This is a genomic window from Halorubrum salinarum (genome assembly GCF_013267195.1).
Taxonomy (GTDB): domain Archaea; phylum Halobacteriota; class Halobacteria; order Halobacteriales; family Haloferacaceae; genus Halorubrum; species Halorubrum salinarum.
In genome coordinates this window covers 741,652-765,131 of the sequence record NZ_CP053941.1, presented here as the reverse complement: position 1 = coordinate 765,131, position 23,480 = coordinate 741,652, and the positions used below count along the sequence as shown (strand labels likewise).

The window sequence follows — 23,480 nt, the reverse complement described above, 5'->3', positions numbered from 1 at the left end:
ATTCAGCAGATATGGTACTATAGAGTGTAAAAGGAGCGGTTTGAGTTCGGTTCTTGAATTCGAAATAACATTTTTGTCCATGGGTACTCGCCTCAGTGTGCTATGATAAGATTTAGTATTCCCTATCGCACTGTTTTGGACAATGACTACTACCGTTGTATCTGTCGTTACTTCACGGTCACAATACGCCAGAGTGAAGACTGCATTACAGGCGCTAACCGAAGATGATCGAGTAGATTTTTATTTGATTGTCTCCGGTGGAGCGCTGGTCCACCGTTTCGGTGACCTGTCTGATATTATTTCAGAAGCAGGGATGGAAATTGATAAAAAAATACACACACTGCTAGAAGCTGGTGAGCCAGTTGCTCAAGCAAAAACGACGGGGATGGGTCTTGTTGAGTACGCAACGGCATTTGAGGAGCTTGACCCTGATATGATGTTGACCAGCGGGGATCGGCACGAAACAATAGCAAGCTCTCTCGCTGCCTCGTACCTGAACATTCCGGTCGTTCACTTAGAAGGCGGTGAAATTACCGGATCGATTGACGATAAAGTCCGTCATGCTACCACAAAAATGGCTGACTATCATTTTGTATCGACCAAACGGAGTAAAGAGATTGTGAGTCAGCTTGGTGAGCCTGCTGATCGGATTTATCGAACTGGATGTCCTTCAATAGAATTGGCCGAACAGGTTGTTCAGGAAGAAAGAACCGAGTATGATCCGCAAACAGAGTACGGTGGAGTGGGTGATACCGTGGATGTCTCTCAAGATTATATCGTTATCCAGTATCACCCATTACCAACGGAGTACAAATCTAATTACGATAAAACACAAGAGTTGATTACGGCCTATGAGCAACTAGATATACAGGCATTCTGGTTCTGGCCTAATATGGATGCCGGGACTGATCAGGTTTCGAAAGCAATCCGAGAGTACCGTGAACAGCAAGATGCTGACGGTGTTCGATTTTTTATTAGCCTGGACCCACATGATTATTTGACTCTCGTAAAGAATGCTGCGTGTATGCTCGGGAATTCGAGCGTCGGTATCCGAGAATGTTCATACTTCGGTACCCCGGCCGTCAATATCGGTGAAAGACAGCAGTCGCGTGAACAGGGGCCGAACGTTCTTGATGTTGATTGTGACGCTGATAAGATTGCTGAAGGAGTTCGATCCCAACTACAGCATGGATCATACCCTCAATCAATGATTTATGGCAATGGGAATGCTGCACAGAAAATAACGGATACAATTGTAGAACTGGATCCCGAACTGAAACCCCCAATGACGCCAGATTTAGTGGGATACCAGGAAAAGATAGATCAATGACAGACACTGGTGTACTTGGGTTAATTCCTGCTCGCGGTGGGTCAAAAGGACTTCCACGTAAGAATATCCGAGAATTAGATGGGCTCCCACTCATTGCCCACTCAATTCAAGCTGGGCTTGATGCCACCGCAATTGATTCAGTTGTCGTGTCTACTGATGATGATGAGATTGCTCAAGTCGCGGAAACCCACGGGGGACGAGTCCCTTTCATGCGTCCGCCAGAATTGGCAACAGATGAGGCCCCGACAGCGCCAGTAATCTCTCATGCTTTAGAAACGCTACACAGCGAGGGTGAGGAGTACGATACCTTTGTTTTGCTTCAGCCAACATCGCCTCTTCGGACATCCACCCACATTGAAGAGGCGTATTCGATTTATAAGGGGTCCGGAGTAGAGTCAGTGGTCTCAGCCTATCCGACGTATGAGACACGCTGGAAACCGAGTCCTGAGGGTGCTCAGAAATTAAATTATACGGACGCCAGCAAACGCAGACAAGATCGTGAGCCGGAATATGTGGTGAATGGAGCAGTTTACGTGGTGGACGTTGAACAGTTCCTACAGACCGGAGAAACGATTACTGGCATGACTGAAATATATGAGATGACTGAACGGGAGTCGATAGATATTGATACACCCTTTGAATTATGGTTAGCGAAACAAATCCTAACAGAGTGGGAGACAGATGATTGAGATTGACAGCACTCAGATCGGTCCAGATCATCGGCCATACATCATCGCAGAAGTCGGAATTAATGCTCAGAATGATTTGACACTCGCTAAGCGGTTTATTGAGGAGGCTGCGGATGCTGGAGCAGATGCGGTTAAATTCCAGACGCATATTGCGGATACAGAGATGGTTGAGTCTGAAATGAGATCGATTGGAGCGGGCGAGGTATACGATACAATAGCAGACTGTGAGTGGTCAATCCAAGAACATCGAGAGCTCCAGTCTCATGCAGATAGACATGACGTAACGTTCCTCTCAACGCCGTTTTCGGCAGATGCTATTGACATTTTAGATGAGATAGATGTTCCAGCGATTAAGGTTGGCTCCGGTGAGATGAACAACCGGCATTTGCTTGAATATGCTGCTAGTACGGGAAAGCCATTGTTGGTCTCAACGGGAATGAATACGATTGATGAGATTGAAGCCACTTGTGCGTTTCTGGACGATGTAGCAATCGAATATGCGCTCTTCTACTGTGTTTCAGCGTACCCGACCACAGCTGCTGACTTTGATTTCAAAACTATCGAAGTGTTGGAAAAAATTGCGAATACACCTGTTGGGTTTTCGGATCACTCAACAGGGGTTGAGGCAGCAAAAGTAGCTATCGGGAACGGTGCAGCACTCATTGAAAAGCACTTTACGATTGACCGACGGCTTCCGGGACCTGATCAAGAAGTGTCAATTGAGCCTGATGAACTGAGGGACATCTGTGAATTTGCCACACTTTATAATGATACTTCTAATAAAAAAGATGGATTAGCTGACGAGGAAGTTGAGATCAAACAGTGGGCTCAGCATAGCGTCGTTACAACTGAGACTATTGACAAAGGTGAGGAATTGACTAAAAAGAATACCACCACGAAGCGTCCTGGTACAGGACTTTCTGCTGATCGGTACTTTGAATTTATAGGACAACGCGTGACAACATCAATCAATCAAGATACTATATTAAAACCGAAGCATATAGATTCTGATTAATAAGACCGATGCTATTTTAGTTCGAAAAAATTAAATAACACCTGTGTAACAATAGTAGTAAATAAAATGGTTACACCAAAGTCACTTGATGTTCTCCAAGTTGCGAGTTTTGTTGGGAATATCGGAGACAACGCAAACCACAACGGCATGCGACGATTGCTTGAAAAAAATCTTGACACAAATCTCTCGTACACCGAAAGTGAAATCCGAAAATATTATGTTAACTATAACCGGCCTGACGCACTAGCGTTCGACGAGTCTTTTATTTCCCGGGCCAATAGACATGATTTGGTGATAATTGGCAGTGGGAACTTTTTTGATCTCTGGATCGCAGAATCTCGAACGGGGACGACAATAGACCTACCACCGGAACTCATCGACAGAATAGACTCTCCAATTATCTTTTATGGACTCGGTTGCGACATACACAAAGGTGTTCCTGGATCGAATCACGAGAAATTCAAATCATTCCTCACACACATCCTTGAGTCAGACCACTGTCTTGTTTCGGTTCGAAATGACGGGTCAATCCGAAATATAACAGAAGAGTACAACGCCGCCCTTGCAGACCAGGTACACACGGTCCCCGACGGTGGTTTTTTTGTGAATGTCGAAGAAAGTAATCACCCCGAGATTCCGAGAGAAAGAGGGGTGGTAGGGGTCAATGTAGCGAAAGACATGGCAGAAATTCGATTCCCTGAAAAGCACGATACAATCTCATACGGCGAATTTATCGAACTCTTTGCTGAGACAATAGATAAATTTCTTGTGGAATACCCCGGGTATGACATCGTATTCTTCCCACACATCTACAGCGATTTCGACGCTATCTCAGACGTGCTAGAAAAGATGGATGTATTACACCGCCGTAATAGAATGACTACCTCGACGTATTTACATGGTGAAGGATCAGAAAAATACTTTTTCGATGGCTACCGGCAGTGCGACGTTACGATGGGGATGCGATTTCACTCAAACGTCTGCCCGATCGGTCTCGGTACACCCTCAATTGGTCTAACTGCAGAACATCCAAAAGTAGAACATATGTACAACGAAATTGGACGCCCAGAACAGTCCATTAAAATCACTCGTCAAGGCTTTGAGTCACGACTATACGATAAAATCGTATCCACAGTAGAAAATAAAGAACAAGTAGAGAAAAAATATCACGAAACAAAATGTGATCTTCGAAGCGAAATTGACTCATTTCACGAAGTTATCCAACGACATCTGTATAAAAATGGGGTATTATGACAATTTTATTTTCTTGACGCGTAATGATTATTGCGATCTTCGTGAGATCATTCCGGTGTTCCCGACTTCTACATAAAAGATCTCTTGAATTTCGAGTAGAAGAACTACCAACCAAACACTCTATTCAATCACTCCAGGTACATCCCCATATGGAAATTTATCGTAGTCATATTGCGGTAGAGATTGAGACTCTTCATGAAATCCTGACTACAGATATCTCGAGATTCTATATTAAAACTAGAACGCTATTCTGGTACATTGTTGATGAGCCACAGCACAGTTTCGAGGATGGTACTTGTTTACCCCGAGGTTTCGACAGCCGGCACAGCGTGAGCCCGTGAGATCATTTTATTATTCCTGACGACTCGACGAAGCGCTTCGTATGGATTGCGTCCTCACTGGCGCCACGTCGCCAGCAGGGACAAGACCGTCTCGTGAACAAATATTCCTCGATCATTACGGAAGGTTCCGACGATTCTCCGGAGCACTACTGGCTCACGAAGCGCGTTCTCTGCAGTATTGTTCGTCGAAGAGACCGCTGGCTCACCGACGAAGGTGAGCTAGTGGTCGAGACCCCCTTCGATCTTTCCGAGCAGTGTTGCCACTGTTCCGTCGAGTACTGACCGGTCAATCAGCGATTCAAGCTTTCTTCGCCCCACACGCTTGAGGTCTGCTCGCTCACGGACTGTCAAGTCGCTCTCCAGCCGGGCCTGGAGAGCGACGTACACCTGTCTGAGAGCCTGGTAGATTGGTTCACCTTCTGCCTGCTTTTCGGCGGCATCTTCAGCCTCTCGAAGAATATGCGCCCGACACCGCTGGAGGTTGCTGCTGAAAGCTAGGTACGCCGTCCATCCATCACAGACGACCGTTCCCGCGAAGTCCTCCCCGAGGACTTCCGCAGGGACATCACTTTCACGACTCTCCACGAGTGCGTACAACGTATGTTGAACGGTCTGAAATGTCCAAATCCACACTCCCCCACCGTCGCGTTTGATGCCTATCTCGTCGATGTGAACCATGTCAGCATCCTGAATATCTTGACGGATCTGCTCGTGCTCACAGCGACCGGCGCGCGCAGCGCGCTCGGTCGCGTGCCACGCGGATACACCCGGGAGTTTGAGTCCGTGTAGTTGCTCGAAGCGATCAGCAATCTTCCGGTAAGGAAGGCGGTGATCGTACCGTGACAGAGCTGATTGAGCGATGACGTTCACCCCGAACTGTCCCTCATCGGGGCAGTCGGGGTGAGCCGTAACTTTCTCTGTTCCACAGGAATCGCACTGATGGTAGTGGCGGTTGTACCGGATGATTTCTGGAGGCTGCGGATCAGAAATCTCCTCGACGAGTCGGGGGCTTCGCCTCGGCCACCAACAGCATTTTAGCTAACGTGACCGCCTTGCTCGTGAAGCGGGAGATCTTCGACATAGGCATCGCCGATTTCCCGCTTCACTTCCTTTGATTTGACGACCTATCTCGTTGTCTTACAGCGATTCACCAGAGCCCATCATCACAATCCTCAACCATCGGTTCAAGCTGTTGTGTGTCGTTGGCGTCGGTCATGACGGCTTGGGCGATGTTCACCTAGGGGCCACAAACCACCATCGCCTGGCCGTCGTAGCCCTTTTACCAGCTGTCGTTGCTTTTTATTGTGTCTAACCGTTCAGGATCTCGACTACTGACGTTTCCACAGCATCAAAAAAGCAACCATTAATACACGTCCTGTATTTAAATATCATCATGAAGGTATTGGTGACTGGAGGTCTGGGTGCTGTCGGAAGTCCATTAGTTGAAGAACTCGAATCCCGCGGCCACGACGTCTGGGTCGCCGACCTCCCGTGGTCGGAACGAGACAAATACTATCGCGTGGACGTGAGTAAGTATCGCCAACTTGCCCGCATCTTCGATGATCAGGACTTCGATTACGTCTACCACCTCGCGGCTGAGTTCGGTCGGAAGAACGGTGAGGACTTCTATGAGACGATGTGGAAGTCCAACGCGATCGGTACCAAGAATATGCTCCGGCTCCAGCAGCAGCACGACTTCCGGATGATTTTCTCGTCGTCGAGCGAAGTGTATGGGGACTACGACGGCGTCATGGATGAGCCCGTCCCACTCGAAGAAGGTAACATCCGACAGCTGAACGACTATGCAATCTCGAAGTGGGTCAACGAACAACAGATACTCAATGCGACGGACCGCCACGACACCGAAACAGTCAGAGTACGACTCTTCAACACCTACGGCCCTGGTGAGACGTACAGCGAGTACCGCAGTGTCGTCTGTAAATTCTGCTACCACGCGTTGCACGACATACCATATCACGTGTACGAGGACCACCACCGGTCGTTCACCTACGTTGGCGACACCGTCCAAACATTGGCGAATATTGTCGACAACTTCCAGCCCGGGAATGTGTACAACATCTCCAGCACCGACTACCGGGACATCAAAGAGCTCTCCGACATTGTCCTAGACTACCTCGATATGACCGACGACAAGGTAGAGTACCGAGGAACCGAACCACACAACACATTGAATAAGAAAGCCAGTATCGAGAACGCTAAACGCGATCTCCACCACGACCCGAGCACGACCCTTGAGGAGGGCATCCCAGAGACTATTGAGTGGATGATTGATTACTATGACATCTAGAAGCACTGCCTCGACCGACACGACCGACCAGCAGGCCGTCGAGGAGGTGGTGATCATCGGGACCGGGTTCGTCGGTCTCCCGCTGGCGATTATGCTCGCCTCCAAGGGGAAGACCGTCCACGGGATAGATATCGACAAGAACGTGGTGAAGGCGATCAACGACGGGACACTGAACGTCAATGAGAAGGAACTGAACAGCCGACTCAAAGAGGACACCGTCCAAGAGAACCTAGTCGGCCAGACAGAACCGACCAGCGGTGACGCTTTTGTTATCTCCGTACCGACGCCACTCACCGAACCGAATAAGAGCCCCGACATGTCCCACGTGGAAGCCGCTGTCGATTCGATCTTACCCTATCTAGAGGAGGGTGACCTCGTCAACGTCGAATCGACGATCCCGCCACTGACCTGCGGTAACCACATTGTCCCCCAACTCGAGAGAGCGGGGTACGATCCCGGTGACGACATCCAACTCGCGCACTCACCCGAACGGATCCTGCCCGGGAACGTGTTCGAGGAGATAGTCACCAACGACCGCATTATTGGCGGAATTGACCGCGCCAGCGCCGAGCGCGCTGCGAAGCTGTACGAGCCGTTCCTTGAGGCGGAAATCTACTACACTGATCTCGTGTCGGCGGAGCTGTGTAAGCTAATGGAAAACACGTACCGGGATGTCAACGTGGCGCTCGCCAACGAGTTCGCACTCATCGGTGACCAGATGGATGTCAATCCCGACGACATCATCGAACTCGCGAACAAGCACCCGCGGGTTGACCTGCTCCGGCCCGGCATCGGAGTCGGTGGTCACTGCCTGCCAGTCGACCCGTGGTTCCTCAACGAGGTTGACCCCGAGCACACAAACCTCATCACCACCGCCCGCCGCATCAATGACATGATGCCGGAGATCACTGCGAAGAAAATCCGACGGGCAGTCGCAGACCATGTCGACCCCAAAATCATCGCGCTGGGAGCGGCGTATAAGCCGAACAACTACGACCAGCGTAACAGCCCCGCAAACGAGGTTGTTGAGGAACTCTGCCTCGACGGCTACCGGGTTACACACTATGATCGCCATATCGATGGGATGGGCTACGATGATCTCCAAGCAACGATCGCGTCGGAATCTGCAGACGTCGTAGTCCAACTCGTTCCCCACGACGAGACTGTCGAGGAACTCGACGAACTGGACTCCTGGTTGTCCTCAAACGACGTCGACCTCCTACAGTTCTAAGATACTCTTGCCCCGCCGATCTCACGGAGGAGACATTTTATTTCAATTCGATTTACGCCCCGTAGCGACGCTCGAGGATGTCGGCAATGCGCGCGCCGCTGTTTCCCTCACCGTATAGGTCTGGGGCCCCGCGCATCGCCTCATGCGCCTCGCTGTCGCCGAACAGCTTCCGTATCTCTGCGTTCAGAGCCGCCGGGGGTATAAGCTTGTTCACACCGGCGTCGACCGTTTCTGGCCGCTCCGTGTTCGGGCGGACCGTCAAACAGGGAACCTGGAGGATGGACGCCTCCTCCTGTATGCCGCCGGAGTCGGTCACGACCAGCCGTGCGTTCGCCTGGAGGTTTAGGAAGTCAATGTAGTCAAGCGGCTCCACCAGCCGCAAGCTCCCAGTCGGTTCGAAACCCAAGTCGTCGATAGCGGTACGCGTCCGCGGATGGCAGGGGAATACGACCGGGAACGCCTGACCGTCGAAGGCTTCAAGAATGGTTGTCAGTCGGTCCGGGTCGTCGGTGTTCACCGGCCGGTGAATAGTCACAGCGACGAACTTCCCAGCCGTGAGACCAAAGTCGTCAAGGATGGTTGACTCGGACTCCGCGAACGAGCGGTGCTGTAGGCACGCGTCGACCACCGTGTTTCCAGTAGCGTGGACGCCATCCTCGATTCCCTCGTCGGCCAAGTTCTCGACGGCGACATCAGTCGGGGCGAAGTTCAACTCGGCGACGTGGTCGGCGAGGACGCGATTTGTCTCTTCTGGCATCGACCGGTCGTAGCTTCGGATCCCTGATTCGATATGCCCGAAGTCCACTGGGAGCTTGCTCGCAGAGAGTGCCGTCGACAGCACCGCATTCGTATCCCCTTGGGCCAGCACCGCCGCCGGCGACCGGTCCCCCAGCAGCCGTTCGATCTTCATTAATCCCTTGGCCGTCTGTTCGCCCTGTGTCCCACTACCCACGCCGAGATGCTCGTCCGGCATCCCGAGGTTCAACACCTCGAAGAACGCCGCGCTCATGTTGTCATCGTAATGCTGATCCGTGTGGACGACGTGTACGTCCAAGGCATCCGAGTCTCGAACTGCCCTGAGCACCGGTGCAGTCTTGATGATCTCGGGTCGGGTGCCCACTACGAAGACGATCTCTGGTTCGGTCGACACGTATGAATCATAATCTCGTTACCACAAATTAAATCCTGTCGGTCTCGGTGGTGTCTAATTCGTCCGGACGAATAGCGGAAAGATGACAACCTACAAGAAACGACGTATACAGTTTTCTGCTCAAACTTCGTCGCGTTAAGTTAGTATGGGAAATTTCAAAGTACATAAATATTAGGTAAACTATATGTTCTTAGTTTATAGTGTGTGCTCTGAAATTCTCATTATCATAAATCCGGTTCACAGAGCGATCACTTTCAAGTAGTTCAAAATCATTTTCAGTAAATTGCCAACTTGGATGAACAACAATCCTGTTTAATCTGACCGGTTTAGTATCAATATAGTATGTATCACGGAACATATCACCCAAGGGGGTTGTTCCTCCAAAATGTGGCGGAGCTGTTGCCTTCATATTTGGATCGCGATACGATATGTCATTTCGCCTCTCTATACGTTCATTTGGGGTCATTAGGAGCTGCATAAACCTATGACTTCTTCTATTAAGTGTAACCGTTCCTCTCATCGTAGACTTACTGTCGAAGTACCACTGCCACCCAGTTATTTCACTTTCTGTAATATAAGTATTGCTTTGTTCGACCCAGGGAGAATCATACATCGCTCCCTGATGAACCACTAATCCAGTAGTTAGTAATGCTGAAATAGACAAAAAAATCAAGATAGTACGGAATGTTTTACCAGTTACATTGGTTTCGATACTATTGAAAAGGTACATCAGAAATATACCTGCAAATATCGGCGACAACATCTGACCGAGGCGGAGTGCTCTTCCCCAGCTTGCTATCAGGTTTCCGCCGAAGAATTCAATCGGAGTCCAAGCAAACGAGACTGCTATTAATATAGTCAATAATGGTGTGGTTTTCTTATAATAACTGTCGATATTTGGAAGTATATACAATATAATTCCGAGTCCCCCTAATCCGAGTAAAATTAGTAGTGGTCCATAAACTTTCAACACTAAAACACCTACTTCAAGATAAGAAAATCCAAACTTTTCGGTGAGGGTCGCAGATTGGCCAACCGCGGAAAGCGTTTCAGAACCACTGCCAACAAGTTTGAAAATCGCTTGTCTAAAATAAGGGGTAAATGTGAACCAAAGATAACCAAATAGCCCGACAACAGTCGTTAATGAGAATAAAAAGACTACATTGGGTAAACTCGATGATCCCGATTTCATGTATAAATTTGTCAAGCCAATAATAAATACGATAATTGTTACAACAGTCAATGCTATTGGTGGAATTTGATGAAATGGCCAAATCCCAGCGGAAACCACGAGAAACATTAGTGAATACTTTTTGTACTGGCTTTCAAATTCACTTATATTTAACAAAAGATATAATCCAAGCATAAACACAGTCTGGAACGCGAAGGTAGCAGGCTTAGCAGAAACACTCATCGCAAGAAGTGCACCAAAAATAGAATATACAACGGGCCACCCTTTTCTCCTGAAGATCAAACCTATTATCAGAATATATAGGAAATTTCCCACCGAAGTGAGTACCCCAAATACTATGTAATTACTCCTATGTTCAAAAATACCATCTGTTACAGAGTCCAGGATTACTGATAATATATGAAACGCTGGCCGGTGCTGACTACTAAATCTTGCGCGCGGTGCTTCGATTATCTCGCCATGAAACTGGATCGTGCGAATATCACCAGCGTGTGTAAGTAGATCCCCGGCTGGTATCTTGTATCCCAACAGGAACGGCACCATCGGGATTATAAATAATTGTATTATTAGCGGGAACAGAGATATTAAAGACAACGTTTCATACTTTCCTGTTAGAAACCAAAAAGATGAAAATATCGATAGAAATGTTATAAAAAACCCAAATCCAATCATCCAAGTCGGTATTTGTTGGTACATTGAAACACTATAGGAGCCAGTAGCATACACCCGGATGGTTAATAATTCAATTACGACCACGAGACCCGTGAATATAATCATACATCTAATGATCTGAGAACGATTCATGATGACCATAGAATCTATAGTTGGTCGCATTGATATTAATCTATAATTATACCTGAGATTATACACGCCATTCCATCAGACAATTTCGCACACACATCGACTGAGAATCATGCTTAGGAAGTTCATTACCAAGCTTATAGTTCTGTTGATGATAAAGGCGTTTACACCGGAGTCTTGAACTTAGATACTAACAACACAGTAGTTTAGTTTCCAGGTTTTTGTAGTTTTCTAATTGCTATACTCTCCGATTCTACTATCTGACCCGGTCATACTGCGTACCCGTCGATCTGACCCGGCCATACTGCGTACCCGTCGGCTGCTATAATATGGAGTGTCTCCGGACAAATGCTTTGTTGAATCCGATGACGGTGTGGGGATCACTGTTTGAGAGCCTGTCCGAGGCTGTAGACTGTGGCGGTCAACACGAGCTCGCGGAACTCGCGGTACCACGCGCGAGAGTGGACACGGGGCCGAACCGACGCTTGATGGCCGAAAAGGTGGTCTCGGCCATCCAGCCCTTGCCGTATAGCCCGCTGTCCGTGCGTTGTGCGCGTGATGGTACGCAGCGAAAAACCGATGACGCAACAGGGGCCGGACACCCTCTGATCGGAGGGCATCCCGAAGCGATTGGTCGTCATAGCCTTTGTCGCCGGCGAGACTTTCAATTTTCTCGGTGTTACGAAGGGCGACTCGACAACCAGTCTGGGGGTTGTGAGGCCAGTGTGCCGAGCAGTGAACATCGAGGTTGGCACACGAGTCTGTATCGACGAGTGCGGTCGTTTTAAGAGTGCGTATGTGGCAATCCGAGCGGTGTTGGTAGTGCCTTGATACCGTTTTCCGGTCGAAGAACGTGGCATCGATAGCTCCATGCGAGCCCGGATGGCAGATGGTCCTGACTCATTAAGGAAGCCGCGGCACACCGACATGGGCACCCTTTCAAACAACCGGTACAGCGTTGAGGGTGTTGGAAATGCCGTTCGAGCGAGCTGTAACAGCCCACGAACCAGATCCATTTCACTCGCCCAATCCACGATCTCGCGGTACGTCGCATCCATGTGAACCCGCAAAAAGTGGAGCGTGACATGCTTCCACCCGGGAAATCCGTTGCCAGTCGGATCACTCACTGCCGTTGGACTGGCGGCACAGCGCTTTTGAGCCAGCGACGTGGCTTGCTTTACGAAGCGGAAGAGTAGTTTATAGTAGCCGTTAGAACTTTGCGCACAGAGTATTGTACGGGATTTAATAGATCATCTCGACGAGATCTCCCTCGAATAACTCCAAGACGCGCTTGACAACGTCAATGGAAACAAGCCGACTCAACGGTTGTTAGCTGCGATTGCGTACAGAAACGGCGTCACGCAGACTGAACTTGCCGACTGGCACGACACTGGCTGACGAACAATCTACAGCTGCCTCAACCGACTCGATACTGACGAGCCGCTTGAACAGGCCGTTACTGATGCTTATCGATCTGGCCGAAAGCGAAAGTTATCAGAAAAATAGCAGCAGGAGTCTGAACACACAGTCCACGGATCGCCCCAAGAGAGTGGTGTTGACGCGCCGACGTGGACGCCGGCGCTCGTACAGGAATAATAAGCACATTCGGCTCTTCCGCTTCACTTCCACCTTCAGAGCGACGCTATCCCGCCGCAATCTGCGGATTCAACAGAGCAATTTCGATCATAAGCAGTCTGAAGTCGAACGCCTCATCGTCAAGATCTACGCGACCATTTGTATATTCAAGGGGATTTATATTTAGTCTGTGCCAAAGTTTTAGTATGTATCCAAGGAGTGTACGTGTATGTCGGAATCCGTAACAACAGTCTCAATCGTGACTCCTGCTTATAATGAAGAAAAATATATCGAAGAGAATATTCTTAGTGTTATTAATCAAACGTACGATAATATTGAACACATTATTATTGATGATGGGTCAACAGATAAAACCTCGGACATCATACAAAGATATGCTGAACAAGAACACATTCGTCTAATAAGTAAAGATAATGAAGGTCAAGCTAGGGCAGTAAATGATGGTTTTGAACTTTCAGAAGGGGAAGTTGTGATTTGGATGAATGCGGATGATGTTCTTTTCTATAAAGAAACAATCAGTAAAGTCGTCGCATTTTTTAATGCCAACCCTAATGTTGATATAGGCTATAGTAATAATGCTTATATCAACGAAAATTCAAATATTTATAAGATTCGTTATAGCCTCCCGATATTCAGTGAAAAGTGGTTAGTACGTCGGTATTTTGCATCGTGTATATTCTACCGCAGATCTGTAATAAAAAATAATAAGTTGGACTCGAATTTATACTACGCCCTCGACTACGAATATGCGCTAAGATTATCCTCTAAAGGGTATAAATTTAAACATATTGGTAGTTGTCTATGGGCCTTGAGAGTACATTCAGAAACAAAATCTAATGAAGACTCAGAAGCAGTGAGAATGGAAGGAAATCAAATTCAGGCAATGTATGGAAAAAATTATAATTACAGATATACCTTATTTAGGGTTTATTCAACAATCATAAATACAATGTTGGCAATATATGCTACTTTCCTTATACCGCAGTTGGATAGCGCAGATATAGCGTTTAAAAACTATTTGGAGTCTCGCTCTACAATCCTCGTAGGTCACTTGAAACGCCTACCCATCATAAGTGGCATCCAATCTTTAAAAAATACTTAGTTGAGCCGACCTGGGATGGGGGGAGACTGGTCGCATTAAGTTTGACATGAATTGTGGTAGACGGCGACAACTTCGAACCAATTTTGAGCTGTTCTGAGCACGATATTGCTGAAACTATTCGCAAACGATGATGTTCGTTGTTCTATTTCCCAAAAGACACGTTAGACAGCATTCCGATTTCCATGTTGAATGACTTGAAATCAATAGCCGCCTTCAGCGAGGACTGACCACAACCGACCCACATGTCGAACAATTTACGTTTGGCCTACTCCCTCTCATTCGTATGTGACTCCTTGTGACGGGCAGTTGTGGCTACATCGGGAGCGCGCTCCTACCACAATTACTGGACGGCGACCGCGTCGAGCACGTCACCTTTCTCGACAGTCTTACCGCCGGGACGCCGCGGAATCTCATGTGCCTCAACCTCGGGACAACGGATCAACTCGCGTTCCACCGCGGCGACGTCTGACTTCCGTAACCACCTCATTTCGCATGCGGAGGTGGCTGTCACGAGAAGAGGTTGTCTGGCGTCTCTAGCCGGGTGATTCCCTGAATCGCGTCGAAGTCGCCATCAAACGAATAGAGGTACTCAATGCCCTCACGTTCCATGTACGCAGCAATAGTTGCGTCACCGAAGGATAGGCTCTCATGCGTCTGGAAGAGATCAACAGCGGTGGTGAAGTCTTTCTGTGCGGCGTGGAGTACCTCAAACCCAGCAGACTGATTCAATCGCTCATACGTTTCGATGGCCGTCTCGTGTCGCTTCCGAGTATGTATCCAATTGAGCGTTTCGAGAATGATGTAATTCGTCACCCGGGCTGTCGGAAGCTCACCGTGGTCAATTCCACGGACAATCTCCATCGCGACGTCGTGGTGTTCGTCGTCAATGTCGGCCATCCCAATTAGCACACCCGTATCGATCACGGCGACTGCCATCAGTTGGACTCTGAGAACGCGGGATCGTCCTCGTAGCCTGCGAGGTCGTGGGTGTTAGAGCCACCACCCCCCATCTGGACTGGTTCAAAGTCGTCGAACGCGCCATAGTGCTGCTTGACAACCTCGACAGAGAGGTTTCCCTCGTTGTCAGTGGTCCACCGGAGCTTGTCACCGGGTTCGATGTCAAGACGCCGGCGGAGGTTGGCCGGAATTGTTACCATCCCACTATCGTTGACCGTCGTCTCTTCTGGGGGTTCGCCGGTTGCCATGCGTCATGGTACACGCTCCCAGAAGATACATGTTGCGCCACATGTGAACAGGAAAGAGAAACGAGTAGGCCTTGATCACCAACTGCGAACACTCAGAGATCGGAAAATCAGCTCCACAGTAGTTAACCAACACTGGTGGGCTCTGACACCCGTTGTTGGTTAAACTTCTCTCGGCGATGCGGCTGGCAACCGTGATCGCGAGGTGATTGTACTTTCAGAATTTCTCCTATCCATGTGGATCTTCGATCTCGACGCGACACACCCACCCCACCGGTTCCGCTGTTAGCACAGGGCGGACGCCGCTATCTCAGTACCGCGAGCGAATCCTCACTTACGCCGACTCCAAAAGCGTCGATAACCCACTTCGAACCGCCGAGACGGACTGTTCGAGTTGATGCTCGTTGTACTTGCCCCCGTCTTTCCCTCGGTTGTGCTCCGTCACGCCCGTAATCCCCAGCTGTGCCAACTCGCCCAAGTAGTCACGGACAGACCGCTCCGAGACCGGGCTCACCCCTTCCGAGTGCGCGACGGACCGGTACGTCTCGACGACTTCGCGCGTCCGAACCGGCGTGTCGCCGCGCTCGTGGAGGCGTGTCAGTGCGTACAACACAAGCTTGCCGTGCTGCGAGTAATTCTGTATCCCCTCGACAACCTGATCTGTTTGAACGCGCTCACGGGCTTCTTGGACGTGGGTCTCGGTCACGACGTCGGACCCGCCCTCACGTGCGACGTCGCCAGCCTCTAAGAGGAGATCCAAGGCCTTCCGTGCGTCACCTGAGTCCTTCGCTCCATACGCAGCACACATCGCGATCACCCCATCTTCGAGAACGGTATCTTGGAAAGCGACCCGTTCGCGCTGTTCGAGGACGAGTCGGAGCTCGTCGGCATCGTAAGCGCTGAAGGAAACTTCCTTTTCACAGAGCGACGACTGGACCTTTGAGAAGAGTTGCGTCCGGAAATCTAAGTCGTTGGAGATGCCGATGACGCCGAGCTTCGCCTCGCTAATGTCACCGTTCGAGCGAGCCCGCGACAGCTTGTAGAGCAGGGAATCGTCGCCGATGTGATCGACTTCGTCGAGCACGATGAGTACTGTCCCCCCATACGCATCGAGTTCGTCAAAGAGGAACTCGTACACGCTCGCTTGCGGGTATCCCTTATTGGATATCTGTCGGCCCGGTTCACGGAGTTCGTTGACCAGCTTCACGGCGACCTGGTAGGAGGTATTCAGTCCGTCGCAGTTGACCTCAATCGTCGTGAGTTCCAATTCTGGCACATCGGTTGCGTCCCGCTCAAGCGTACGAAGGAGATAGCGCGTGGCCGCAGTCTTGCCAACGCCGCTCTTTCCGTAGAGAAAGACATTCGAGGGAGTCTCGTTGTTGATTACTGGCTGGAGAGCGGCGTGGTAGCGGGTGAGTTCTTTGTCGCGCCCGACGAGACTGTCCGGCGTCCACTCTTCGAGAAGTGCCTCACGATTCTCGAAGATGGCGTCGTTTGGCGTGAACGAGAAGTCGCCCATACTGACAACCTAGCCTAATTAAGTATAAAACCACCACTTCTGTTGTTTCTGCTGTTGTGTGTCGTTTATATACCATCGAACACCACCGATTCCGCTGTTTATGTGGCTATCTCTTGGACGTCACTGTGGCTTAATTTCGCTCACCAGCAGTCTGTCGACAGGTCTGGTGACCTCTGCTAACAGCGGAACCAATGGGGTAAGCGAGTTCACCTCCCCGAAGGATAGGTTCTAACAGCGGAAGCAGTGGGGTGGGGGTCCTCTCGGATTGGGGAATATCGTCTTCTGGGTCAACAGCGGAAGCAGTGGGGTAGGTGTGTCAACAATGGGTTCGCGCACAGGCCCAGAAATACAGGGTGACGTCGATTGTACGTCTCTCTGCCTACGAGTGCTCGAATACAGCGACAGGGAGCTCGCCGGAGTCACCGTGCCCCGGTGCTGTCGATGCCAGATAGTTCACACACTACCACCGATGGATCTTTATCCGACACCAACAGGCCACTACTTCAATGGCGACTGCTGTCGGGTACCGAATGTTCGCACTCGGGGTCTGTGGTATACTCCTTGTTGGACTCTTTGTGCTTGCTGGCGCGGGATACCCAACACCACCAAGCCCGGGTCCTGATCTCGCTGACCCTGACGTGGACCCAAGCGATCTCGCCGGCGATCAGGTTGAGACTGGTGGTATAGTCATCGAGACTGATCCCGTCATCATCGAGATTGACGGGGACACCGCGACACAAACACTCCCCATCGAAAATGCGCCGGACGTCGATGTTGGTCAGGAAGTGATTGTTGATGGGACCATCACAGCAGACGGGACACTCAGAGTGAATCGCGATCGTGCCGTCGTCCGTGAGCCATGGGAGGCAACATACATGTACGCAATCTCGGTACTTGGAGCACTGTTTGTTGCCCTTCGTATCGCCGATGGGTGGCAGTTCGACCTGAAGACGATCAGCTTCTCACCTAGAGACGTGCCGCTTCACCACTCTCTGTCGGAGGACGAAACGGATGGCTGATCTCTTCACCCATATTTTGTTTGGATACTCTCTCGGGATCGTGCTCTCGTGGCGATATGAGTGGATTTCCTATCCACTACTCACAGTGGTCATGATCGGGTCGACGCTCCCAGATCTAAACCGGATCGATCTTGTGATCCCCGAAGAGACCATCACAGCTCTCTTGGGAATTCCGTTCACATGGAGTCCACTCCACCGGGTTGGTGGAACTCTCCTCATTGTGTGTCTCGGCGCGCTCCTTGTCGCGAATACGTATCGACGTGTCGTGTTCACGCTCTTGGCTATCGGTGCGAGTTCGCACTACGCGCTGGATTTTCTGTTGTATAAGCCATCGGGAATTTCGGGCCCACTACTATGGCCGTTCGTCACGCATGGCATCGCTATCGATGGGTTTTACCTGAGTAGCGACCGCTTGCCCGTCGTGGTTGCTGCGGCGCTTGCTGGTCTTCTTTGGATCATGGATCGACGTTGGGTGCGCCCCGATCATCCTAACAGGTGATACGTACACCCATATCGCTTCACAGAGGAACAAGGGGGAAGTTCACGGCTTCAGCCATGGGAGGGAACCCGACCTGTTTGACTTCCGTGTACTCCTCGTCAACTGTTTCTCACTCCACCGTCACGCTTTTCGCCAGATTCCGCGGCTTGTCGATCGACCGTCCCTTCTCGTTTGCCACGTGATACGCGAACAACTGGAGATACACATTCGCCACCAGCGGCTCGACAATTCCCACGTCGGGCACGTTGAACGAGACATCGAGTGTGTCGTACGCATCCCCTGCTGAGACACACCCCAACGCCGGCGCACCACGCGTCTGTGCTTCAGTCACGTTGTTCATCGTCTCACGTGCCCGCGATCCATCGGTCAACACCGCTAACACGGGTGTCTCAGGTGTCACCAACGCGAGCGGCCCATGCTTCAGTTCACCCGCCGCAAAGCCCTCAGCGTGGTCATACGAAATCTCTTTGAGTTTTAGTGCCCCCTCTAACGCGACGGGCACGCCAAGCGCACGTCCGACAAAGAAGAACGCCTCACTGTCTTGGTACGCCTGTGCGGCCTCCCGTACTTGGGGTTCCGAATCAAGGACCTGCTGGACCGCTCCAGGAAGCCCCTGTAAATCCTCCAGCACCGAGCGCGCATCAGAGGCTGCCAACGCACCCCTCTCACGACCAATCGCCACCGCAAGCATCGCAAGCGTCGCCACTTGTGAAGCGAACGTCTTCGTCGCTGCCACCCCAATCTCCGGCCCAGCGCGGATGAAGGCAGTCTCATCAACTTCTCGGGTGACCGTACTCCCCAATGTATTCGTCACCGCAAACGTTCGGGCACCAGCTTCTTTCGCACGCCGGATTGCCCCAAGCGTGTCAGCGGTCTCACCGCTCTGTGTAACCGCAACGACGAGCGTTCGGTCGGGAGTCCGACCTGCTCCGAACTCATACTCACTCGCAATCTCGACGCTGGCACGCACACCTGAGAGCTCTTCGAACAGCTGTGTGGCGTACCGCCCGGCATAATACGACGTGCCACAGGCGACAATCCGAATCTCCTCAAGATCGGCGAGGAAGCCCGGCGGGAACGATACATCGAGATCCACATTCCCCGCATCGACATCAAGTCGACCCGCAAGCGTCTGACGGAGCGCCTCAGGTTGCTCATGGATCTCTTTGCGCATATAGTGTTCATAGCCACCTTTTTCAGCGGCATCAGCCTCCCACGTGACAGTCTCGATGTCACGGTCAACGGCTTCACCATCGTGGAACACGGACACATCCCCACCCTCAAGCGCCGCGACGTCTCCATCCTCAAGATAGGTCACGTCGCGGGTATGCTCTAAGAAGGCGGTCACATCGCTCGCAACGAAGGCAGTGGTGTCGCCATGGCCCACCACAAGCGGACTCCCACGGCGCGCCACAATGATCCGATCATCATCCTCGCGAACTGTACAGATCGCGTAACTCCCCTCCAGCCGTGTTTCAACACGCCGGACTGCGGCCAACAGATCAGCCTCGGCATCCGCAGCGAGTTCCTCCTCAATTAGGTGTGGGATGACTTCGGTGTCGGTGTCACTCGTAAATTCGTGCTCAGCCAACTCCTCTTTGAGCGTCTCGTAGTTTTCGACGATCCCGTTGTGGACGACCGCGACATCACCGACGCAATCGGTGTGCGGATGCGCATTTGTATCAGTGGGCGGACCGTGCGTACTCCAGCGGGTGTGGCCAATCCCGTGTGTTGCGTCACTAATCTCAGGGATGTCGAGCCCATCAACCTTCCCCGACTGTTTCCTAACGGTGAGCCCACTGGACCCCCCCACAAGTGCGACCCCGACGGAATCGTACCCGCGGTACTCCAGATTCTGGAGTCCCTCGTGGATGATCGCGCCGGTCGCCTGTTTGAGCCCACCGTCGCTCGCTGCCGCGGTTGCTGACGCCTGTTCGCCGGCCGCTTGAACGTATCCGATGATTCCACACATGATTATCCTCGCCGCACCGTCGTGCCCGCCGCAATTCGACTGTCAATCGTGACGGCCGCATCCGTCTCGACATCGTCGCCGACAACCGCGCCGGTTGTCAGCGTCGCACTCGGCCCGATTGTGGTGTTATCGCCGACGACGCCACCCAATTCAATATCGTGATGGACAGTATCTTCGATGACCATCGTGTCTGGTGGGCCCGTAATGGTCACGTTCGGGCCAAGACGAACATTACTCGCAATCACCGCATCCCGAATCACGGTCCCCGCCCCAATGACGGTGTCTGGGAACACGATCGCATTCTCCACAACGGCGTTCGATTCAATCGTCACATTCCGGCCGATGGCCGTGTTCCCCCCAATCGTCACGTTCGACCCGATGCGAGCGCTGTCTGCGAGCACGACATCATTAGCAACACTCGCTCGGTCGTGTGTCCTCCCCGTTTCGCTGTTGCCTGTGGTTGTCGTCTCAATCAGGCCTGCGTTGACCCGTAGTAGATCCCACAAATTCGAGACGTCGAGCCACTGTCCCGTGTAGGTGAGACGCTCAATGCCGCCAGCCTCACGTGCGTACTCGTTGAGCGCGGCAGTCAGCGTTAGCTCACCGGTAGTGTGTGTGGTTCGAATTGTCTCAAAGAACTCCGGCGCAAGGCCGTAGATGCCAGCGTTGATCTGGTTCGTTTCGATCGGTCCATCAGGTTTCTCGTTGATGTTTGTCACGGTCTCGCCATCAGTAGTGATGACGCCGTATTCACGTGGTGTTTCGACGGTTGTTGTCGTCACGACCGGGTGGGTTCCATCCTTGACCGCAGCCGCAACACGCTCGATGATTTCCGGCTCAATGATGCGGTCGCCGTTGAGCACAACGAACGGACCGTCGACAGCCGATTCAGCCTGGAGGACAGCGTGGCCAGTCCCAAGTTGGGTCGGTTGCTCAACGTAGGTTATTGTCACCCCCCACTCATCACCGTCAGCGAAATGGTTCCGGATGCGTTCTTGGTGATACCCGACAACGAGCGTGAGGTGGTCAATCCCGGCGGCCGCAACCGCTTCGACGATATAGTCGAGTAGTGGCTTGTTTGCGACAGGAAGCATCGGCTTTGGCCGTCGGTTGGTGAGTGGGGTCAGCCGACGGCCCTCACCTGCCGCGAGAATGACTGCCTGTACCGGTGACTCGCTCATACACTTCCTGTCATTTGTCTACATATTAAAGCACGTTGCTCCGGCAACCAAATCTGATCACTCGGGTAGGAATTGTAACGCATATACGCAACCGTGGCTGTCGTACATGTGACTAGTATACTATTAACCTCAAACAGCTCTGGATCATCGTTCCTGTATCTGGGCCACTAAGACACCTGAGTGCCATTTTACGGTTGGATCGCTGGAATAAAGTCATCGAAAAATAATCAGTGTAACACGCATTTATGGATGTCTCCGAGACACTCAAATCACTCTACACTGCGCCGATTGAGCATGCTGATGATGGTACCTATCAAATCTCGGTGCCAGAACGAGAACTAGCGGCCGGGACACTTACAGAAGGTGAGACATACCGTATTGCGCTCATCTCGACCCCCAAGTCAAATACTGATACTACCGAATCTGTTTCAAATCATGAGGCAGACCCCGATGAGAACCAACCAGAGCACAACGAGCCGCCTGTCACGGAGGGCGAACACCGAGACGTTGAAATCGAGCACCTTGGTGATCAAGGCGACGGAATCGCAAAAGTTGAGCGCGGCTACGTTGTGATTGTGCCTGACACGAGCGTCGGCGACCGTGTCACCGTCAAAGTACAACAGGTCCGAGAAAATGTCGCGTTCGGGGAGGTTGTGGACCGTCACCCACGTAGTCAAGAATAAAATCGTGCCTAGCCCGTCGACGCCGCACCCGCATCTCCGCCCGTTTGAACATTGCGTTCCTCAAGCAGCGTATCGACGATTTTGACGAGAGGAACGATTCCGGGTTCGACATCATGATCAGCCGCATAGTGAAGAAACGTTTCAATATCTCTGCGATCAAGTTCGCCGCTCGATACAGCATCTACAAGTGTTGTTTCCTCTCTTGAGACAATGTTGAGGACATCACGACAGGGCTCTGGACAATCACGCGTGCGCCTGCTGTCGGATCCCATGTGACCTATGTTACACCCACCCTGTAATATAGTTTCACATACATTTCTGGATACGATTGCGAAACTAGGCCAATGATAAGACAGTAGCCACAACCTCAGTCACTATCTTTCGCTCTACAGGTTGGTCCCTACTATGCGAGAGCCACCTAGCAGTGTCTGCTAGGTCATAAACTCGCCATCGGTTCAGGCCGACTACCGACCCCCCTCGGCTTCGGGCCCCTTACGAGCGAAATTTTTTGTTAAACTCGCGAGAACAGATGGTATGGCTCGGCTGGGGACACAGTCAACAAGCGCTGACCGGCAGTTCGCGTTCGCGTGGGTTGGGATGGGTATCATCATGTCGGTAGCTGTTGCGACCATTGACTTCCTCCCGCTTCCCCTAGAGGCGGTTTATGTATTTGCTGCTGGCGTCATGTTGCGCGAGGCGCTCGGCTTGGCGTATTGGCTTGTCCAGCAGTGATCGGTCGGAGCTAGGAACGACATATTGACCGTCTAGCGCTTATACCGACTCTTCAGTCGGGCTAAGCTCCTTTTGAACCGTGTTATGGAGTTTCTCTTTGTAGAATGGTTTCGTAAGCCACGTAACCGGATCAGCACGATCCGGGAGTGACTCGGGATCGCTGCCAGAGATCAGTACTACTGGCGTCGTTGACCCATTCGCACGGAGCTGGTCATACACATCCGTGCCAAGCATATCTGGCAGTTTGTAATCAAGAATAATCAGATCGACAGCTGGGGTCGCCTTTCGGATCGCCTCTTTGCCTGTCTGAGCCAAGCGTACTCGATAAGCATTTATAAGATAGTGTTGGTAGAGAGACGCGAGATCATCGTTATCCTCCACGAGAAGGATAATCTTCTCAGCAGTCATAACCTGAACTAGTTAGTTCAGTATAATATATTTTTGGGTATTTTGACATTATTTCGCCCCTCGAGAGCGGGTCAAACAGACAGTAGCGTGTTCCTTGATATCCGCCAAGAGAAGTCCGACACATCGGGCGTCACTCCGAGTACAGTTACGGAAAATACGAGGCGAAAGCCTCGCCCTTCAGGGCGGGGATGAAGCTGACCAACAGTATTCAACCGCCGACGATGGCACAGACGGGGTTCTAACGCAGTCTTTAACC

At 51.2% G+C, this 23,480-nt stretch carries 20 protein-coding genes and 4 pseudogenes; 12 read left to right on the top strand and 12 right to left on the bottom strand.

Annotated features, from left to right (window positions below):
* Positions 1 to 142 precede the first annotated feature (142 nt).
* The 4 genes from neuC to HPS36_RS03925 all read left to right on the top strand — a co-directional run bounded on the left by neuC (position 143) and on the right by HPS36_RS03925 (position 4,288).
* Complete coding sequence (gene neuC, locus HPS36_RS03940; RefSeq protein WP_173228589.1) at positions 143 to 1,330, top strand: UDP-N-acetylglucosamine 2-epimerase; 1,188 nt, start codon at positions 143 to 145, stop codon at positions 1,328 to 1,330.
* Positions 1,327 to 2,019: an acylneuraminate cytidylyltransferase family protein gene (locus HPS36_RS03935; protein WP_173228588.1), complete on the top strand. Its 693-nt coding sequence runs from the start codon at positions 1,327 to 1,329 to the stop codon at positions 2,017 to 2,019. Before neuC ends, HPS36_RS03935 begins: the two co-directional genes overlap by 4 nt.
* Complete coding sequence (locus HPS36_RS03930) at positions 2,012 to 3,034, top strand: N-acetylneuraminate synthase family protein (RefSeq protein ID WP_173228587.1); 1,023 nt, start codon at positions 2,012 to 2,014, stop codon at positions 3,032 to 3,034. The genes HPS36_RS03935 and HPS36_RS03930 overlap by 8 nt, the downstream gene beginning before the upstream one ends.
* A 66-nt stretch (positions 3,035 to 3,100) precedes the next feature.
* A complete protein-coding gene (locus tag HPS36_RS03925) occupies positions 3,101 to 4,288 on the top strand; it encodes a polysaccharide pyruvyl transferase family protein (RefSeq protein WP_173228586.1) in 1,188 nt (395 codons plus the stop codon).
* A 299-nt stretch (positions 4,289 to 4,587) separates the two neighbouring features.
* Here the strand turns inward: HPS36_RS03925 and tnpC are convergent.
* A pseudogene (gene tnpC, locus HPS36_RS03920) lies at positions 4,588 to 5,640 on the bottom strand (IS66 family transposase); the annotation flags it as partial.
* Between the two features lie 382 nt (positions 5,641 to 6,022).
* Between tnpC and HPS36_RS03915 the strand changes: the two are divergent.
* Both HPS36_RS03915 and HPS36_RS03910 read left to right on the top strand, forming a co-directional pair.
* A complete protein-coding gene (locus HPS36_RS03915; protein ID WP_235681735.1) occupies positions 6,023 to 6,937 on the top strand; it encodes an NAD-dependent epimerase/dehydratase family protein in 915 nt (304 codons plus the stop codon).
* Entirely contained in the window at positions 6,927 to 8,168 is a 1,242-nt protein-coding gene (locus tag HPS36_RS03910) for a nucleotide sugar dehydrogenase (protein ID WP_173228585.1), read from the top strand. The genes HPS36_RS03915 and HPS36_RS03910 overlap by 11 nt, the downstream gene beginning before the upstream one ends.
* A gap of 52 nt (positions 8,169 to 8,220) precedes the next feature.
* Here the strand turns inward: HPS36_RS03910 and wecB are convergent, their stop codons facing one another.
* The 3 genes and pseudogenes from wecB to HPS36_RS03895 all read right to left on the bottom strand — a co-directional run bounded on the left by wecB (position 8,221) and on the right by HPS36_RS03895 (position 12,543).
* On the bottom strand, positions 8,221 to 9,318 hold the full coding sequence (gene wecB, locus HPS36_RS03905; protein WP_173228584.1) for a non-hydrolyzing UDP-N-acetylglucosamine 2-epimerase: 1,098 nt from the start codon (positions 9,316 to 9,318) through the stop codon (positions 8,221 to 8,223).
* A gap of 190 nt (positions 9,319 to 9,508) precedes the next feature.
* Entirely contained in the window at positions 9,509 to 11,323 is a 1,815-nt protein-coding gene (locus HPS36_RS03900) for a hypothetical protein (RefSeq protein WP_173228583.1), read from the bottom strand.
* Between the two features lie 368 nt (positions 11,324 to 11,691).
* Positions 11,692 to 12,543, bottom strand: a pseudogene (locus HPS36_RS03895) (IS5 family transposase).
* Between the two features lie 13 nt (positions 12,544 to 12,556).
* Here HPS36_RS03895 and HPS36_RS03890 point away from each other — a divergent pair.
* Positions 12,557 to 12,904, top strand: a pseudogene (locus HPS36_RS03890) (helix-turn-helix domain-containing protein); the annotation flags it as partial.
* A 211-nt stretch (positions 12,905 to 13,115) separates the two neighbouring features.
* Positions 13,116 to 14,009 carry a glycosyltransferase family 2 protein gene (locus HPS36_RS03885; RefSeq protein ID WP_173228582.1) on the top strand — a complete coding sequence of 298 codons (894 nt, stop codon included), beginning with the start codon at positions 13,116 to 13,118 and terminating at the stop codon, positions 14,007 to 14,009.
* Between the two features lie 35 nt (positions 14,010 to 14,044).
* Here HPS36_RS03885 and HPS36_RS17070 read toward each other — a convergent pair.
* The 4 genes and pseudogenes from HPS36_RS17070 to HPS36_RS03870 form a co-directional block, all read right to left on the bottom strand.
* A pseudogene (locus HPS36_RS17070) lies at positions 14,045 to 14,242 on the bottom strand (IS6 family transposase); the annotation flags it as partial.
* Positions 14,243 to 14,516: 274 nt separating this feature from the next.
* Positions 14,517 to 14,945, bottom strand: a complete 429-nt coding sequence (locus tag HPS36_RS03880; RefSeq protein ID WP_173228581.1) for a type II toxin-antitoxin system VapC family toxin — start codon at positions 14,943 to 14,945, stop codon at positions 14,517 to 14,519.
* Positions 14,945 to 15,214, bottom strand: a complete 270-nt coding sequence (locus HPS36_RS03875; protein WP_173228580.1) for an AbrB/MazE/SpoVT family DNA-binding domain-containing protein — start codon at positions 15,212 to 15,214, stop codon at positions 14,945 to 14,947. Before HPS36_RS03875 ends, HPS36_RS03880 begins: the two co-directional genes overlap by 1 nt.
* A gap of 331 nt (positions 15,215 to 15,545) precedes the next feature.
* Positions 15,546 to 16,730 carry an orc1/cdc6 family replication initiation protein gene (locus HPS36_RS03870; RefSeq protein WP_173228579.1) on the bottom strand — a complete coding sequence of 395 codons (1,185 nt, stop codon included), beginning with the start codon at positions 16,728 to 16,730 and terminating at the stop codon, positions 15,546 to 15,548.
* Positions 16,731 to 17,236: 506 nt separating this feature from the next.
* Between HPS36_RS03870 and HPS36_RS03865 the strand changes: the two genes are divergently transcribed.
* Entirely contained in the window at positions 17,237 to 17,749 is a 513-nt protein-coding gene (locus HPS36_RS03865) for a hypothetical protein (RefSeq protein ID WP_173228578.1), read from the top strand.
* On the top strand, positions 17,742 to 18,248 hold the full coding sequence (locus HPS36_RS03860; RefSeq protein ID WP_173228577.1) for a metal-dependent hydrolase: 507 nt from the start codon (positions 17,742 to 17,744) through the stop codon (positions 18,246 to 18,248). Before HPS36_RS03865 ends, HPS36_RS03860 begins: the two co-directional genes overlap by 8 nt.
* Before the next feature lie 109 nt (positions 18,249 to 18,357).
* Here the strand turns inward: HPS36_RS03860 and glmS are convergent, their stop codons facing one another.
* On the bottom strand, positions 18,358 to 20,220 hold the full coding sequence (glmS, locus tag HPS36_RS03855; RefSeq protein WP_173228576.1) for a glutamine--fructose-6-phosphate transaminase (isomerizing): 1,863 nt from the start codon (positions 20,218 to 20,220) through the stop codon (positions 18,358 to 18,360).
* A 2-nt stretch (positions 20,221 to 20,222) separates the two neighbouring features.
* Positions 20,223 to 21,401 (bottom strand): sugar phosphate nucleotidyltransferase, encoded by a 1,179-nt coding sequence (locus HPS36_RS03850; protein ID WP_173228575.1) that lies wholly within the window; start codon positions 21,399 to 21,401, stop codon positions 20,223 to 20,225.
* Positions 21,402 to 21,646: 245 nt separating this feature from the next.
* On the opposite strand from HPS36_RS03850, the gene HPS36_RS03845 reads away from it, so the two are divergent.
* Complete coding sequence (locus tag HPS36_RS03845; RefSeq protein ID WP_173228574.1) at positions 21,647 to 22,084, top strand: TRAM domain-containing protein; 438 nt, start codon at positions 21,647 to 21,649, stop codon at positions 22,082 to 22,084.
* A gap of 8 nt (positions 22,085 to 22,092) precedes the next feature.
* Here the strand turns inward: HPS36_RS03845 and HPS36_RS03840 are convergent, their stop codons facing one another.
* Positions 22,093 to 22,356 carry a hypothetical protein gene (locus HPS36_RS03840; protein WP_173228573.1) on the bottom strand — a complete coding sequence of 88 codons (264 nt, stop codon included), beginning with the start codon at positions 22,354 to 22,356 and terminating at the stop codon, positions 22,093 to 22,095.
* 262 nt (positions 22,357 to 22,618) lie between these two features.
* On the opposite strand from HPS36_RS03840, the gene HPS36_RS03835 reads away from it, so the two are divergent.
* On the top strand, positions 22,619 to 22,816 hold the full coding sequence (locus HPS36_RS03835) for a hypothetical protein (RefSeq protein ID WP_173228572.1): 198 nt from the start codon (positions 22,619 to 22,621) through the stop codon (positions 22,814 to 22,816).
* A 39-nt stretch (positions 22,817 to 22,855) separates the two neighbouring features.
* Here the strand turns inward: HPS36_RS03835 and HPS36_RS03830 are convergent, their stop codons facing one another.
* Complete coding sequence (locus HPS36_RS03830) at positions 22,856 to 23,224, bottom strand: response regulator (protein ID WP_173228571.1); 369 nt, start codon at positions 23,222 to 23,224, stop codon at positions 22,856 to 22,858.
* Between the last annotated feature and the right edge of the window lie 256 nt (positions 23,225 to 23,480).

What these genes read in the sequence shown, in the direction of transcription:
- HPS36_RS03900 (WP_173228583.1), bottom strand. Translation starts at nt 11,323, where the DNA reads ATGGTCATCATGAATCGTTCTCAGATCATTAGATGTATGATTATATTC.
- HPS36_RS03850 (WP_173228575.1), bottom strand. Translation starts at nt 21,401, where the DNA reads ATGAGCGAGTCACCGGTACAGGCAGTCATTCTCGCGGCAGGTGAGGGC.
- HPS36_RS03910 (WP_173228585.1), top strand. Translation starts at nt 6,927, where the DNA reads ATGACATCTAGAAGCACTGCCTCGACCGACACGACCGACCAGCAGGCC.
- HPS36_RS03845 (WP_173228574.1), top strand. Translation starts at nt 21,647, where the DNA reads ATGGATGTCTCCGAGACACTCAAATCACTCTACACTGCGCCGATTGAG.
- HPS36_RS03885 (WP_173228582.1), top strand. Translation starts at nt 13,116, where the DNA reads ATGTCGGAATCCGTAACAACAGTCTCAATCGTGACTCCTGCTTATAAT.
- HPS36_RS03840 (WP_173228573.1), bottom strand. Translation starts at nt 22,356, where the DNA reads ATGGGATCCGACAGCAGGCGCACGCGTGATTGTCCAGAGCCCTGTCGT.
- neuC (WP_173228589.1), top strand. Translation starts at nt 143, where the DNA reads ATGACTACTACCGTTGTATCTGTCGTTACTTCACGGTCACAATACGCC.
- HPS36_RS03925 (WP_173228586.1), top strand. Translation starts at nt 3,101, where the DNA reads ATGGTTACACCAAAGTCACTTGATGTTCTCCAAGTTGCGAGTTTTGTT.
- HPS36_RS03860 (WP_173228577.1), top strand. Translation starts at nt 17,742, where the DNA reads ATGGCTGATCTCTTCACCCATATTTTGTTTGGATACTCTCTCGGGATC.
- glmS (WP_173228576.1), bottom strand. Translation starts at nt 20,220, where the DNA reads ATGTGTGGAATCATCGGATACGTTCAAGCGGCCGGCGAACAGGCGTCA.
- HPS36_RS03865 (WP_173228578.1), top strand. Translation starts at nt 17,237, where the DNA reads ATGGCGACTGCTGTCGGGTACCGAATGTTCGCACTCGGGGTCTGTGGT.
- HPS36_RS03870 (WP_173228579.1), bottom strand. Translation starts at nt 16,730, where the DNA reads ATGGGCGACTTCTCGTTCACGCCAAACGACGCCATCTTCGAGAATCGT.
- HPS36_RS03875 (WP_173228580.1), bottom strand. Translation starts at nt 15,214, where the DNA reads ATGGCAACCGGCGAACCCCCAGAAGAGACGACGGTCAACGATAGTGGG.
- HPS36_RS03830 (WP_173228571.1), bottom strand. Translation starts at nt 23,224, where the DNA reads ATGACTGCTGAGAAGATTATCCTTCTCGTGGAGGATAACGATGATCTC.
- HPS36_RS03880 (WP_173228581.1), bottom strand. Translation starts at nt 14,945, where the DNA reads ATGGCAGTCGCCGTGATCGATACGGGTGTGCTAATTGGGATGGCCGAC.
- HPS36_RS03835 (WP_173228572.1), top strand. Translation starts at nt 22,619, where the DNA reads ATGGCTCGGCTGGGGACACAGTCAACAAGCGCTGACCGGCAGTTCGCG.
- HPS36_RS03930 (WP_173228587.1), top strand. Translation starts at nt 2,012, where the DNA reads ATGATTGAGATTGACAGCACTCAGATCGGTCCAGATCATCGGCCATAC.
- HPS36_RS03915 (WP_235681735.1), top strand. Translation starts at nt 6,023, where the DNA reads ATGAAGGTATTGGTGACTGGAGGTCTGGGTGCTGTCGGAAGTCCATTA.
- HPS36_RS03935 (WP_173228588.1), top strand. Translation starts at nt 1,327, where the DNA reads ATGACAGACACTGGTGTACTTGGGTTAATTCCTGCTCGCGGTGGGTCA.